The organism is Streptomyces yerevanensis (genome assembly GCF_000716805.1).
Lineage (GTDB): Bacteria > Actinomycetota > Actinomycetes > Streptomycetales > Streptomycetaceae > Streptomyces > Streptomyces flaveus.
On the sequence record NZ_JNWJ01000069.1, the window covers coordinates 22,470 to 36,254 of the forward strand.

Sequence of the window (13,785 nt, forward strand, 5' to 3'; positions counted from 1 at the left end):
ATTCGCAAGGCAAAGCAGTCGGGTCCAATTCTCGACCGTACATGAACCAGACATAGAAAGGATTGTTGGGAATGATTGCCAAGGGTTCGATTTCGCAAAGGAATTGTCCGGCAGGAAGGCCCACAGTATGACTTCGGCGTTACTCAAAAACTCAGGGTGGAGCGGACGCTTATGCGCGTCCCTGGCCGCCTTACTGCTGACCGCGGTCGGGGCGGTGGTCGCCATCGCGCCACAGGCCGCGGCAGCGCCGAACGACCCCGGCCGTCCGTTCGGCACGTACAACATGCAGGGCAGTCTCGGAGGGGCCCGCTGGAACAGCGAGGTGGGTCCGATGGCCGAGCGGCTGGAAGTGGTGGCACTGCAGGAAGCGGGCGCGGGAGCGCCTCCTGTGCCACAGCTGTTCAATGACAGCGCCACCTATCAGATCCCCGGAATCCAGCCCCACCCGAGCATGCCCATGACCGTCAACCGGACGCCCTGGGAGTACCGGGGGCGCTTGTACACGGTGTACTTCTTGCAGACCCATGTCGAGCGGGAGGACGGTGTCCTGTACTGGGGCACCAACCGCCGGAACGATGGCGGCGGCCGGAACAATCTCGCCATCGTGACCCAGGAGCACGCCGACGAGGTCAGGGTGGTCAACAATCCCGTCTTCAACCCGAACTCGGCCAACAACGACTACCGGTCCCGCCGTGCCCTGGGTGTCCGGCTCGGCAACACCGTGTACTACAACATTCACGCCCGCGGCGCCTCCGACTACCAGCAGCTGCTGGGTGCGATCCGGCAGGAGCAGGCCCTGCACCCCAACGAGCGCTATGTGATCCTCGGCGATTTCAACACCAACATTCGCTTCCAGGACACCGCCGAAGCCCGCGACACGGTCGGCGCCGCTCCGACCGAATTCCTCGCGCGGCCCGACCGAGCCACCCACCAGGGCGGCCGCGAACTCGACTACGCCCTCACGAGGGGCACCCCGGACATGCAGGCCCGAGTGCCGGCCGGGATCGGTGCGGACCACTACCCGGTCGAGTTCAACGCACCGGGCCGGCCCATACCCCAGCCGCCCGGCCGTGTGGCCCACACCTACTCGCTGGGCTTGGTCAACGTCGCCACCGGCTCCGCCATGGACGCCCCCGCCGACGGCTCCCGCCGGGTCATCACCCACCCGCAGCGCTTCAACGCTCAGCAGCGTTTCAACGTCAACACGTACCGGGGGCACTGGTACGCGTTCCAGCAGGGCGGATCAGGAAATCAGCGTGAGCGGGCAAGGTCCGCGGCCGACGACCGCCGATGCCCGGGCGTCAACCCGTTCGACCAGTTCAAGATCGTCATGTCGGACTGTGTCAGCTCGATGTCGCAGTGGCACCCCGAGAGCCCGGCCGCCGTGCGGGACGAGGAAAGCGGAGGCCTCGAGAGCGGGCCCGTACGCTGGCGCAACGCCCTGTGGAGTTCGCTGTGCCTGACCGCCACGGGCAGGCAGGAAGACCTGCGGGCACAGCCTTGCACGGACAGCGACTCGCAGCTGTGGTGGGAGAGTTCCCGCGCGGTACCGTCCGACAGCTGGCGTGGCGACAAGAGGTGGGTGCGGCTGCGTGCCGCCAACGGTTCCTACCTCGACGCCCAGGGCGGCGGCGAATCCGACCTCACCAATGTGATCGTCCACCCGCGCAAGAACGTCGACAACCAGTTCTGGGACGTCCAATTCCAGAACTACAGCGACAACCTGGTCCGTCTGCGCGGCCGTGACAGCGACAAGTGCGTCGATCTCCGCGACAGCGACACCGCAGGGCCCGGATCATCCTCCGTGATCTTCACCTGCGACTACTCGAACACCAAGAACGACAACGCCGGCCAACGCTGGACCGCCGAAACCGATGCGGACGGCGACCTCCGGCTCCGCAACGAGGCGAACAACCTGTGTCTGACCGCTCCTGATGCGGAGAAGGGCCAGGTCACCGTCGAGGAGTGCTCCACCGATCCCCGACAGGTGTGGGTGCCCGAGGACTAGGCCGACAGAGCCTGGCGGCACACGGCCCGGCAGCGCCTCTGGTGCGCTGCCGGGCCGACCGGCCACCACCGCGGCGCGGGCAACCGTCGATTTCCCTGGGGCGGACGTCCCGCCGATCAGCAGCGAGCTAGGGTCGCCGTGTGACGTGGCGCGTGACGTGGAGCGAGGCGGAGTACTGCGAATATCTGCAGGCCGAGCGGCGTCGCTATGCGTGGGTGATGCGGCGGCACGGTGGCCTGACACCGACGGAGGCCTGGGCTGAAGCTTTGGAGAGCTACCCCTACGAGCCGATCGATACGCCGTACCGTGGGCTTGTCTTTCATGACGAGGCGTGGCATTGGGCGATGCTGAGGATTCACGGGGATCGGTACACGCTGGAGCGGCCCGAACTGGCCGACCCGTCAGCCGAGTACAGGGCCCTTGAGTGAACAGCCGCGCCGCACGCGGCCCTCAACCCCGGGGGCACCCTGAGGCGAGCGCCCACCCGGCGCTAAATACGCCAACGGACGCGATGCTCCTAGTCGTGCTCGACAACGCCCTGGACGCCGCGTAGGCATCGAAGCCAGAGACTCGCGAGGCTTGTGAAGTGTCAGGACAGACCGTCCACGTCCCGGAAGAGAGACTCGCCCGCGAGATCTTTGGTCCGCTCGGCGGGATTGTGGAGATCGGCGCGGTTGTTGCCACCGGCACGTGGGCAGTTGCCGAGGCCTCGGTAGGTGAGTTGGTGAGCCGCCGGAGGGATGAGGTGGACCAACTCCTCGCCGCCGTCGGTGAGATCGGTGGATTCAGCGACGTGGCGATGGCGATCGCCGACGAACTGGGGTATCTGCGGGACCACCAGATCACGGCACCGTCCCTGCTCCTCTGGTCCGGCGGCATCGAGAACATCTCGCCCCGCCTCGAAGAACTCGAGGAACCGTCGGTGGTGCGGCGCATGTGTCACATGGGGGCTGATCTGCAACTGGTGCATTTCCTGCAAGCCCTGGTCACCGCCGCCATCGTCGATGGAAGGGACGAACGGCAGGGCGCAGACAGGGTCGTCGAAGCTCTCACCATTGCTGTCTCCCTCGCGGACGATGCGGGGCGGAGCACTGCTGAGGGCACGTTCAGGACGTGGCGGGTCACTTTTCTGCCGGGCATCCTCCTTCCCAAATCGAGTGCACCGGAGAGCGGCAAGGCAGGCTTTCGGGCCTACGCCCGGCTCCTGGAAGACCTGCTGGACGCTTGATGCGGCCTACGCCCCGGAACTTTCTACTACGTTGGCCAATTCACAGGGTGATCCAGGAATGACCAGTTTCGACATCACAGGAACCTCGGAGCCCTGGGTTGTCTTCGTTCCCCAAGGGGTGGCCGAGGTCCATCGGCAATTGTCAAGTTTTGAGGCGAATGGAGGGCGTATCCACCACTTCGACTCTCGCGATCTGATGGCCGAGCAGGGGATCTACCGTTCGTTTGCGGAAGTCCTGCAATTCCCTGATTATTTCGGCAGAAACTGGGATGCCTTGGTGGACTGCCTGGACGATTTGTGCGGTGCGGTCACGGGTGGAGTCGGGATCGTAGGCGTCATCCATGATGCGGATCGGCTACTGGAAGCGGAGCACTTCCCCCTGTTCGTATCAGTCCTCTGTCAAGGGGCGGACCGTGCAAATTCTGCGGTAGACCTCGACGGATTCCCCTTGGACCGGCCCGCCATTGCCGAACATTTCATTCTTGAGTTCCGAGAATTCGATCGTGAGAAGGTCGCACTCCGGGTTGGCCAGCCTGACCTGACCGTCACCACAGGGGACAGGTTTGTCGCAGCGGCTCTCAATCCCGATGAATGGCATTGAAGTAAGTGGGTCGCGCCCGGAACAGGACGTGAGCAGGGGGAGCAATCCAGAGGTCAGCCGCACGTCCTCCATTGGACGACACCCCCGGCGAGGGGTAACGGGAAGGAACTCGGCGTATGCGGCGGTCGATGTCGGTAGCGTTGCCCGCTCATACGAACCCTCGCCCCACCGGGAGTTACCTGTGAACCGCCGTCCCACCCTGCTCGCAGCGATTGTGCTGACCGCCGTAGCGACCTTGACGATGTCCGCCTGCGGTGGTGACGAGAGCGACAGTTCCGACAGCTCCAAGAAGAACGACAAGACTGCGGGCGCCGACACCGGCAGCGCGACTGACGCATTCGATCGTCCTCAGGTCGAGCTGCCGTCGGACGTCACGGACAAGTACGAGGACTGGAAGACCGGCGACGACACCAAGGACGCCGTTCTGGCGGATACTGCCAGGCGCATCGACGTGACGAACGATGCCATCCTGCGCGGCGATACAGGTGCGCCGGGCCTCTCGTTCTACTACCGGGACAAGGCGTTGACCGGTGCGGTGGAGTGGGTTCAGGCGTATGTGGACGCCAACCTTTCCTTCACGGGCACGACTCGTTACTACGCCCCTCAAGTCACGCTGTCCGGTGAAAAGTCGGCGTCCGTCGTCTATTGCTCGGACGAGAGCATGGGTTTCAACAAAGACCGGAAGACGAACAAGGTCGACAGGACGCCTTTGGGTAAAAGCCCGTACGTGCTGTACAACACGCGCCTTGAGAAGAACGGCCAGGGCGTTTGGCAGACCACCAACCTGATCTCGAAGCGGGGGGACAAGAAATGCGGATAGCGTTGCCCCGCTCACATGAACCCTCGCCCACCGGGAGTTGTCAGTGAACCGCCGCCCCACCCTGCTCGCAGCGATCACGCTGACCGCTGCTGCGGCTTTGACGCTGTCCGCCTGTGGTGGCAGCGACGGCTCCAAGGACAAGAACGCGGGCGCCGACACAGAGAGCGAGAAGTCGGCATCGCCATCGCCGAGCGCGCCCGAGTCGGCAGCGGCCGGCCGCCCGAAGATTCAGCTGCCGTCGGACCTCAAGTACTCCTTCGAGTGGTCGAAGACCGGCGACAAGCACAAGGACGCGGTCCTGGCCGACAGCGAGCAGTCCATCAAGGCGGTGGACATGGCCATCGCCAATCAGGATCCGCTGGACGAGGCGTACCTCTACTACTACGAGGGTGAGGCTGCTGCCCAAACGGAGCTGTACATCAAGGAGTACGTCAAGGCCAAGGCACGCACGACCGGTACCTATCGCTACTACAACGCGACCGTCGACGTGGGCGACGTCGGCAGCGCCTCGCTTGTGTACTGCGAGGACCAAGGCAAGGCGTACGACATGTACTTGAAGCCGAAGAGGATCAACAAGACGGCTGTCACCAAGAACAGTTATGTGCTCTACGCCGTCCAGTTGAGCAAGAACGACCAGGGTGTCTGGGCTGTCGAGAAGCTCGATTCGCAGAGGGGGAGTGCGAAGTGCCAGCCTTGAGGTGAACCGGGGCCTCTGTCTGTTACTGAGCTGTGTCCGCTTTGTTGAAGTCGAGCCACGTGGGACGACGCCATCGGGCGTTTGCACTGGGCAAGGCGGCGGTGGTGCCGCTTCCCGGAGGTCACTCAATGGGAGCCGCCTAGCTGCCAGTTGAGGGGTTATGGGCGCTTTGGGGTCGGTACGGAGCTGCCCCCGACGTAATTCGCTCTGGTGTCACCACCGTCGCATCGATAGCGTTACTGCGCTCATGCCAACCCTCGCCCCACCGGGAGTCGTCAGTGAAGCGCCGCCCCACCTTGCTCGCAGCGATCACGCTGACCGCCGCTGCGGCCTTGACGCTGTCCGCCTGTGGCGGCGGCGACAGCGACAGTTCCAAGGACAACGACAAGATCGCAGGTGCTGACACCGGGGACTCATCGACCTCGGCGTCGCCGAGTGCGAGTCCGGCGGACTCTGTCGAGCGTCCGGAGATCAAGTTGCCGTCGGACGACGTGCTGACCTTCACGCCAGAGGAGACGGGCGACCCCATCAAAGATGCGATCCTGCGGGACAACGCTGAGTTCATTCGCGCGCTCGACGCGGCAATCGTTGCCCAAAATCCGCGACTTCCCGCCCTGGAGTTCTACACGGAGGGCGAAGGCGCGGTAGCCGCCAACGAGTGGGTTCAGGGATACAAGGACGCGGGCACGACGGTAACCGGCAGCGTCCGCTACTTCGACCGCGACGTGAAGATGAAGTCCAAGAACAGTGCTGTGATCGGCTACTGCGCGGACGAGAGCAAGGGCTACAACAAGGTCATCAAGACAGGCGAGATCAAGAAGACGAAGGTGACCAAGGACAGCTACGTCGCTTACAGCGCTCAGGTGACCAAGAACAAGCAGGGGGTTTGGGAACTCATGAAGATCACCTCAGCTCGCGGCGCTGCGGGGTGTCAGCCGTGACCAGACTGCTTCGCCTTGCCGTGGTCTCCGCGGCCGCAGGGGCAATCTTGGTGTGTTCGATGCCCAACGCTGTCGCCAACCGTGGCAATCCAGGAACTGGAGCGCCAGGTGTCGGCACTGGGAAGGGCACGGAGACGTCGGGCGATGCTGATGGCGACACCCTCTCCGCTGGCGTGGTGGTCTTCGACCGTTCAAAGAACGGCACGGGAGAGTCCGCAGGCCCCGTGACGACCACTGCGACCAACTGGAGCCCGCCGCCCTGCTGGTATGCCCCGAAGTACACGCCCGAGCAGCTCCAGAAAACGATGGAGCCGATCTGGGAGTCCGGGTCGACCGGCGGCCAGTGGGACAGCGAGCAGCGCAACCGGTACGTCAACGGTGAACCGTACAAGGACTTCAACAAGGACAAGACCGGCGAGGGCTATTTCTGGGGCAATTACGTCGACGAGGACTACCCGGATGGCTGGGACGAGTGCACCGAAGCTCCGTTCTGGGTGGACGAGGGTGACCCTCCGCCGGCCAACATCGAGAACGCCGTCACTCCCGAGATCCTCGCCCAGCTCGCGTACAGGGAAATCCAGGTGCCCGGCACCGAGGTGACGCTGGCGCCCGAGGGCACGACCAAGGTCAATCTGCCGACCTGGGCATGGCTGGACGGCGCCGATTTCAAGCCGGTCTCGGTCACCGCGTCGATCCCGGCGCTGGACATCGAGGCGACCACGACCGCCGTGCCGGTCTCTCTGAAGATCGACCCGGGTACCGAGGATGCGGAGACCTACCCCGCCTCCGGCGAGTGCGAGATCAACAACGGCAGGATTGGCGAGCCGTACGCCAAGGGCAAGGCCGACGAGACGCCGCCGTGCGGCGTGAAGTACCTACGCTCCTCGGGTGACGGCTCGTATCCGCTCACGGCCACGGTCACGTGGGAGATTTCCTGGGTCGGTACGGGTGTCGATGAGGAACAGCCGCTTCCGAACGGCGAGTTCGGCGCCGAGCAGGACGTGATCGTGCAGGAGATCCAGGCCGTCAATCGCTGACCGCGGTGACGGACCCATGCCGCGGCCAACTGTCCCCTCCGAGGGGGCGGTTGGCCGAGCGGGCCGAGAGCGGATAGCGTCATTCCGGTTCGGGAATGGCGGGCGAGCGGGGAGTTGGGGTGCGTGGCGGAGCGGCTGGCCGTTGATGGTGATGAGCTCGGGCGTTTCATGAAGATGCTGAACAAGTCGACCGATTCGCTCAAGGGCGTCCGCAAGGCCTTGTCTGATGCGAGCATCACGGGGCTGGGCACGGACAATCTCGACTCCGCGTGTGAGATCTTCCAGGACGACTGGAAGTACGGCTCGGAGGAGATCGGCAAGCAGACCGAGGACCTCGCGAAGATCATCGGCAAGAGTCGGGAAAGCTACCTCGAGGTCGACAAGGCGCTTGAGGAGGCGTTGAAGAAAGCCAAGGACGGTAAGGGCGGGGACAAGAAGTGACGGACACCCCTGGTCTCGAACCGCAGCCGGGTGCGCCGCTCGACCCCCAGTACGTGGCCGATCGCGGTAAGCCACAAGGGCTCAAGTCCGCCCCGCACATCCCCAACCCTGACTATCCTCACTTGGGTTTCAACCCTGTGCCGGGCAGCACGGAGACCGTAAGTGGACTGCACAGAAAGCTCGCTGGCTGTGCGAAGGTCCTCGAAGACACGCTTGACCTCGTCACCAAGTTGATGGACGGCAGTTACTGGAAGGGCGACGCCGCCGTCGCTTTCCGGGAGCAGATCGACGGTGGGCCGCTGCCGCTGAACTTGAAGAACGCCGCGCGCTCCCTTCGTAAGGCGGCCAAGCAGCTGAAGCTCTGGGAGGGCGAACTCGACGACTTTCAGCGGCGGGCCAAGCGGCTGGATGACGAGGCGAAGGATGCGCGCGACGCGATCGACACCGCCAAAGGCAAAGCGGCCACGGCGGGCGACGATCCGGCCCTGGACAAGAAGAAGGGCGCCGCGCACGACGACGCGGAGAAGGCGCTGACCCGCGCGAACGCAGCCGTGGACGAGGCGGAAGCCGAGCTTGAGAAGATCCTGGGCAGGGCTCGGAGGCTTGCTGAGGAGCACGAGAAGCAGGCGCAGTACCGGGCGGGCAAGATCGAGGATGCGACGAAGAAGCTGGCGCCGCATGAGCCGGGGGCGTTCGAGTCGGCGATGGACTGGCTGGGCGAGAACCTGCCGGACATCCTGAGTTTCACGGCGGGTGCCATCGGCTTGGCCGCGCTCATCCTCGCAGGCCCACTGGGGTGGGGGATTGCAACGGTGGCGGCGCTGATGCTCACGGCATCGGCGTTGAGTGTTACGGCGTTGACACTACGGCTCTCTGACGCCGAGACATGGGAGTCCCTGAAGGACGGTTTCACCAAAGGTGAGCTCGATGCAGACTTCTGGAGCAACACGGTTTCAGTCGGAGCTGATCTCGCGGGATCTCTACCAGGGCTTGGAGCAGCGATCAAGGGGGGTGTTGAGGCCACCCATGCGATTCGTACGGGTACCCAAACACTCGGCTTCTGGCAGAAAGCGGCGACCTACGGCACGAAGACCTTGGACGAGGCGGGGGCCATCACGGCCCTGGAAAACCCACTGATCGCCCGGGCGGTGCGGAGCGCGAGTAACCCTGAGACGGCAGCCAAAGTGGTGTCCGCGACGTCGGGGCTGGTCGGTGTAGGCACCGGTGGCTTCGGCCTGTACGACAAGTTGGTGGACGCGGACGAGGATGGCATCAAGAGTGGCACCGTAGCCGGCGTCGACGGCTCACGTCTTGTCGTCGACAACGGCGGTCTTCTCAATCTTGTCCGCCATGTCTTCTGATGCCTTCCGCATGAAAAGAGAGCTGTTGTGAACCCCGCCGACTACCCCACCGCCTGGGGCCATCCGCCCACTCGCCGGGCCTGGGCAGGACACATGGCCATGAACGTCATCGGCCTCATCGGCTGGATCGCCGCTTGGTGGGGCCTGCTGTATGTGCTGGTCGTATTCCTTTCCCCCGGGTTCACTCTCCTTTTTGTGCTGCCTCTCCTTTACTGCCTGTACCGGGCGGTGACCCAACTGCGCTACTTCCGCCCAGCATTCAGCATGCTGCGCATCCTGCGCACATACCCCTGGCAGATACTGCGAGATGTCCCGCACGGGCTGACGAAGCGCCCCGAGGTCCTCGGTAAGCATTACGGATGGTTCGAGTTTCCCAATCCCGCTCGTCCGGATCAGCAACTACCGCTCGTTTTCCCGCAGCACCTGCGTGTGGAGTGGTGGGCTCGCCGCATGGCTCCTCGTGCAAAACCTCGGCTGAAGTCACAGATCGAGGTGATCTGGTTCGCGGGCGATCCTCGTTTCGCCGGGCTCGTTGCCGCACCTACGAGCAACGGAGAGGCCCCTCGCCGCCTGCATGTCATGGAGCAGCGGACGGATGTGCAGAGTGGTCAGCGTTTCGCGGACTGGGGCGCCACCCCCGAGGACATCGAGCGTGGTCGACGCGCGGGCGTCTACCCTGCCCACCCCTGAGCTGTATTGAGAGGCGTGCTGTGAGCACCCCCGCGATTGTCCTTCACGACTCTGTCAACGACCCTCATGCGGAACTCTGGTTCGCCGAACCCGCAGGGTTCACCGCCCTTCCTCTGGACGGCTTGCTGCCCGAACTGGGCTCTCCAGCCGCAGAGAAACTGCGTACCGCCGTCGCCCCGTTCCTCGACGCGGCGCCCAATGAGATGGTCCGTCAGCAGTTCATCGCGCACTTCGCGTCCGGGCAGCAGTTGCTGGGAGCGCTACGTGAGGTCGGTACCGTGCACTGCTCGATCGGTCTGCATCGAGATGACGTGGGCGAGGCGAACACGAGTGCCGGCCAGCCGCTGCTCTCCCTCTTCACTATTTCCTGGCGTGACACAGCTGTGGCGCCGCGCGGTGTTACAGCCGCCCGTGCGGTCATGCATGCCGAGGGGCACAGCCACATCGAGTACCTCGAACTGCCCTGTGGCCCGGCCACGTTCAGCGAGACCGTTCGTACAGCATCGGCGGACAGTGGTCTTCCACAGCATCCTCTCCTCCAGATCCACGCCCACCTGCCGCACCCGGACTGCAAGCGCCTGGTCGTCCTCACGCTGAGCACGACGGCTGTGGCCCGGCGCGAGCAGTACCGTGCGGTCCTGCAACAGATCGCCGAAACAGTCAGCTTCGACAACCTGCTGGAGGCGGGCGTGGACACGGCTGAGGCGCGATGACCGTGGGAGAGGGTTCCACCGGCAGAAAGGGCAGTACGAAGCGACGGCGTGGCCTGTCTTGTCTCCTCATGGTGGGCTTCCTCTTCGGAACATCGAGGACACGCCTTGCCTGTCGGTGGTTGGAAGGTTCGAAACACCGGGGGCGGCGTCTGGGTGTCCCAAAGCTTCCAATCGTTCAGGTGGTGCGCGGGGTCGGGTGTGCCTTGAGGGTTCGTATCAACGCGCCTAGGCGAGGGGGGGTTGTTATGAGGGTGACCTTGGGGTCGTCGCTTTCGCGGAGGTGGACCTGGCCCGTCGGGGTGGCCGCCACGTAGACGCAGTTCGACCCATCGGGACTGTAGGTCGACTTCTGCCAGGTGAGTGCGTGCACGTCGGTACCTCTCAAAGGCTCTGCATGATGTGCTCGATGAACTTGCGTGACTCGTCGGGGTCGAGAGCGCAGGACTCCATGCGATCAAGCACGGTGCGGTACTTCGCCAACTGTGCTTCAGCGTCGAGGAATTCGCAGCCCCCGTGATGGGTGTCCAGCTGAACCGTGTCCAGTTGGGGAACCGGGCCGACGGCGTAGTCGAAGGACTGGCCGTTGCCGGGGAAGCCTGCCGATGTGAAGGGGATGACCTTCACGGTGATGTTGTCCTGCTCGCTCAGTTCAAGTAGTCGGGCCAGCTGGACGCGGGCGATGTCCGGTCCGCCGTACTGCATGCGCAGCGCCGCCTCGTGCAGAAGTGCTGTGTACGGGAGAGAGGATGTGCGGTGGAGGACCGCCTGCCTCTTGATGCGGTACGAGAGGCGGTGTTCGAGCTCGTACGGCTGGAAGGGCGGGACCGCCTGCTGGAGCATGGCTCGCGCGTGGTCCGTGGTCTGCAGCAGCGCGGGGATGTGCAGGGACAGGGCCACCCTCAGTCCGGTCGCGTGGTGCTCCAGTTCGGCGAGGTCGGCCAGTCCGGCGGGCAGGTACTCCCGGTATTCGTCCCACCAACCGCGTGTGCGGCCACCGGTCATCTCGGCCAAGGCTTCGACCAGCGCCGAGTCGGCGCAACTGTAGGCACGGGCGAAGGTGCGTACACGGTCGGCACCTACGGCGTACCGGCCCGATTCGATGCTGCTGATCTGCGCCTGCTTGAGGCCTAGCAGCTGCGCGGCAGCGGTGGACGTCAGGCCCGAGTGCTCCCGAAGCTTGCGTAGTTCGGCTCCCAGGCGCTGCTGCCGCAGGCTGGGGGTGGTGCTGGGTGGCACTGAGCCCTCTCTCGTCATCGTGGGTCAGGTGGATCACTCGCAGGGGTGAATTGTGAAGCGTACCCCTTGTTCGATGTTAAGTATCACATCGAATCCTCTATGGTGAGTCTCACGTCGCTCAACTCCCGCCGCCTGTAAGCCGGAAGCGCACCTCCCCAGGCAATGCCACCGCGTGGCGCCAGCGTCGAGTGAACTCAACTCCCTTCCCTCCCGGAGGCATTCATGGTCACCGTAGCCCCGCCCAACACCTGGTCGTACGCCCTTCGCCTGCCCCATGACCCCCGCGCTGCACGCGTCGCACGTATGACCGTGCGGGCCGCCCTCAACGGGCACGGAATGTCCGAACTCCTTGGCGTCACCGAGCTGTTGACCTCCGAATTGGTCACCAACTCCTACCGGCACACCAAAGGCCCCGCTTCCCTGCGGCTGACCGCGCTGGGTGACGAGCGGTTGCGGGTCGGCGTATGGGACAGCAGCCCGCACATCCCCGCGCCCTTCGACCAGCCTCCTGGCGACCGAGTCCCGTCCGTCCCGCCCGCCCCGGCGGACGCGGAAGGTGGGCGCGGGCTGCTCCTCGTGCAGGAGTACGCGAGTTCGTGGGGTGGTTGGCCTCTCGGTGACGGGCTGCTCGGGCGCGGGGCCGGGAAGTTGCTGTGGTTCGAGGTGGGAGGGGGCGGGATGTAGCAGGCGGTGGTCGAGTGATCACAGCTGCTCCGCTAGCCGTAATGAATTTAGGCTGGCTGGATTCCGGCTGGCGGAACCGACGTGCGTGAGCCTTCCTGTGCAGGCTCAGGAGCCTTCCCGTGCAGGCCCCCGGCCGCCCCTGTGCCCCAACTCCCGTGGCCGATAGGGTGCGTGTGCAAACAGGTGGTCATTGATGGGTACGGGGAAGGGTTGGCGTGAGTCAGCGGCAGTTGCAGAAGATGTTTCGGCTCATGGCCAGTGGGGAGCCCGTTGAGCTCGCCAGTGCCATGGCGTCCGTGAAGAAGCTCGCTCGGCTTGCCTTCGTTGCGGAGCAGTTCGGGTATCAGTACGCCGACGTGCGGCAGGGCGGGAACAACGGCCTGAGGATGCTCATCGTGCCCGATCCCAGTCCGCAGGCTCAGAATCGGGCCGCGCAGAACTGGGCCCAGTATCCGCAAGCCGGCGACGGGAAGTCGCTGCCGCCAGTCGTGCCCGATGCGCTGGAGCTGCTCAAGGCGCGGATCAACTTCGATCTCACCGGCAAGAGTGCCGAGAAGCGGATGGGGTTCGGGGCCATCGGGGTCACCGTCGGTATGGCCATCGGGGTCGCGCGGTCCAGTGGGGACGGGGTGTTCTTCGTCATAGGGACGTGGGTGCTCCTCCTGGCGATCCTGGGTGTCGGGTTCGTCGTCACGCGGAAGCGGAACGCCAAGTTCGCGGCGCGGTTGCAGGCCGCCGGGTTCGCGCAGGTTGCGGATGAGACGGGGAGGGTGCGGTATCTGCCTCCGGGGGCGCAGCTCCCGGGGCACGCGAATCCGTTCGCCGGTCAGCAGCACATGCAGGCGGGGCAGGGCAATCCGTTCGCCGGCCAGCAGCAGGGGCAGCAGTACGTTCAGCCGGGGCAGCCGTACGGTCAGCAGCAGGGCCAGCCGCAGCAGCCCTACGCACCTGCACCTCAGCAGCCGTACGCGGCTCCGCAAGCGCACGCCCCCGCCCCCGGACAGTACGGCGGCCAGCCGGGTCACCCAGGCCAGCCGGCTCCCGGCCCCTACGCCCAGCCCCAGCCCTACGCCCAACCCAACAACCCCTACGGCCAGCCCCAACCCCCTCAGCGCTGAACCGACACCACCGAACCGACACCACCGAACCGACACCACCGAACCGACGCCCCGCCCCCACAAGGCGGGGCGTTTCGCTTGCTGAACCCACCCGCACCCACCCACGTACTCTCACTCAGCACCGTAAGAACCCCACCCGGCGCACCCCGAACCCACCCCGTCCCCCCTCCCGACCTCACCGCCACCCCCGCCCCCACGTGAGAGCAACGT

At 65.0% G+C, this 13,785-nt stretch carries 16 protein-coding genes; 14 read left to right on the plus strand and 2 right to left on the minus strand.

What is annotated here, in order from left to right; all coding sequences use genetic code 11:
• The first annotated feature begins 214 nt into the window (after window positions 1-214).
• The 12 genes from OP79_RS41585 (at window position 215) to OP79_RS41640 (ending at window position 10,537) form a co-directional block, all read left to right on the plus strand.
• Window positions 215-2,008, plus strand: a complete 1,794-nt coding sequence (locus OP79_RS41585) for a ricin-type beta-trefoil lectin domain protein (RefSeq protein WP_033328305.1) — start codon at window positions 215-217, stop codon at window positions 2,006-2,008.
• Window positions 2,009-2,148: 140 nt separating this feature from the next.
• A complete protein-coding gene (locus tag OP79_RS41590; protein ID WP_245685633.1) occupies window positions 2,149-2,436 on the plus strand; it encodes a hypothetical protein in 288 nt (95 codons plus the stop codon).
• A 230-nt stretch (window positions 2,437-2,666) separates the two neighbouring features.
• A complete protein-coding gene (locus tag OP79_RS41595; RefSeq protein ID WP_157857447.1) occupies window positions 2,667-3,236 on the plus strand; it encodes a hypothetical protein in 570 nt (189 codons plus the stop codon).
• A gap of 58 nt (window positions 3,237-3,294) precedes the next feature.
• Window positions 3,295-3,837, plus strand: a complete 543-nt coding sequence (locus OP79_RS41600; RefSeq protein ID WP_078492349.1) for a barstar family protein — start codon at window positions 3,295-3,297, stop codon at window positions 3,835-3,837.
• Between the two features lie 181 nt (window positions 3,838-4,018).
• Window positions 4,019-4,657, plus strand: a complete 639-nt coding sequence (locus tag OP79_RS41605; protein WP_033328307.1) for a hypothetical protein — start codon at window positions 4,019-4,021, stop codon at window positions 4,655-4,657.
• 43 nt (window positions 4,658-4,700) lie between these two features.
• Window positions 4,701-5,354 carry a hypothetical protein gene (locus OP79_RS41610; RefSeq protein WP_033328308.1) on the plus strand — a complete coding sequence of 218 codons (654 nt, stop codon included), beginning with the start codon at window positions 4,701-4,703 and terminating at the stop codon, window positions 5,352-5,354.
• Between the two features lie 278 nt (window positions 5,355-5,632).
• Window positions 5,633-6,295: a lipoprotein gene (locus tag OP79_RS41615; protein WP_033328309.1), complete on the plus strand. Its 663-nt coding sequence runs from the start codon at window positions 5,633-5,635 to the stop codon at window positions 6,293-6,295.
• Window positions 6,296-6,354: 59 nt separating this feature from the next.
• Complete coding sequence (locus tag OP79_RS41620) at window positions 6,355-7,332, plus strand: hypothetical protein (RefSeq protein ID WP_425428677.1); 978 nt, start codon at window positions 6,355-6,357, stop codon at window positions 7,330-7,332.
• A 123-nt stretch (window positions 7,333-7,455) separates the two neighbouring features.
• Window positions 7,456-7,773 (plus strand): hypothetical protein, encoded by a 318-nt coding sequence (locus OP79_RS41625; protein ID WP_033328311.1) that lies wholly within the window; start codon window positions 7,456-7,458, stop codon window positions 7,771-7,773.
• A complete protein-coding gene (locus OP79_RS41630; protein WP_033328312.1) occupies window positions 7,770-9,134 on the plus strand; it encodes a hypothetical protein in 1,365 nt (454 codons plus the stop codon). Before OP79_RS41625 ends, OP79_RS41630 begins: the two co-directional genes overlap by 4 nt.
• Window positions 9,135-9,233: 99 nt before the next feature.
• The gene (locus OP79_RS41635; protein WP_033328323.1) at window positions 9,234-9,824 is read left to right on the plus strand and encodes a hypothetical protein; all 591 of its coding nucleotides are present in this window, start codon (window positions 9,234-9,236) and stop codon (window positions 9,822-9,824) included.
• Window positions 9,825-9,844: 20 nt separating this feature from the next.
• Window positions 9,845-10,537, plus strand: a complete 693-nt coding sequence (locus tag OP79_RS41640) for a hypothetical protein (RefSeq protein WP_033328313.1) — start codon at window positions 9,845-9,847, stop codon at window positions 10,535-10,537.
• Between the two features lie 175 nt (window positions 10,538-10,712).
• Here the strand turns inward: OP79_RS41640 and OP79_RS52760 are convergent, their stop codons facing one another.
• Entirely contained in the window at window positions 10,713-10,907 is a 195-nt protein-coding gene (locus tag OP79_RS52760) for a DUF397 domain-containing protein (RefSeq protein ID WP_078492350.1), read from the minus strand.
• An 11-nt stretch (window positions 10,908-10,918) separates the two neighbouring features.
• Entirely contained in the window at window positions 10,919-11,773 is an 855-nt protein-coding gene (locus OP79_RS41645; RefSeq protein WP_033328314.1) for a helix-turn-helix domain-containing protein, read from the minus strand.
• Between the two features lie 222 nt (window positions 11,774-11,995).
• Here OP79_RS41645 and OP79_RS41650 point away from each other — a divergent pair, with 222 nt between their 5' ends.
• Window positions 11,996-12,457 (plus strand): ATP-binding protein, encoded by a 462-nt coding sequence (locus tag OP79_RS41650; protein WP_033328315.1) that lies wholly within the window; start codon window positions 11,996-11,998, stop codon window positions 12,455-12,457.
• A 215-nt stretch (window positions 12,458-12,672) separates the two neighbouring features.
• Entirely contained in the window at window positions 12,673-13,575 is a 903-nt protein-coding gene (locus tag OP79_RS41655) for a hypothetical protein (RefSeq protein WP_033328316.1), read from the plus strand.
• Window positions 13,576-13,785: the final 210 nt, after the last annotated feature.

Coding starts and splice junctions, on each gene's coding strand:
- OP79_RS41650 (WP_033328315.1), top strand. CDS start 11,996: ATGGTCACCGTAGCCCCGCCCAACACCTGGTCGTACGCCCTTCGCCTG.
- OP79_RS41620 (WP_425428677.1), top strand. CDS start 6,355: ATGCCCAACGCTGTCGCCAACCGTGGCAATCCAGGAACTGGAGCGCCA.
- OP79_RS41600 (WP_078492349.1), top strand. CDS start 3,295: ATGACCAGTTTCGACATCACAGGAACCTCGGAGCCCTGGGTTGTCTTC.
- OP79_RS41635 (WP_033328323.1), top strand. CDS start 9,234: ATGAACGTCATCGGCCTCATCGGCTGGATCGCCGCTTGGTGGGGCCTG.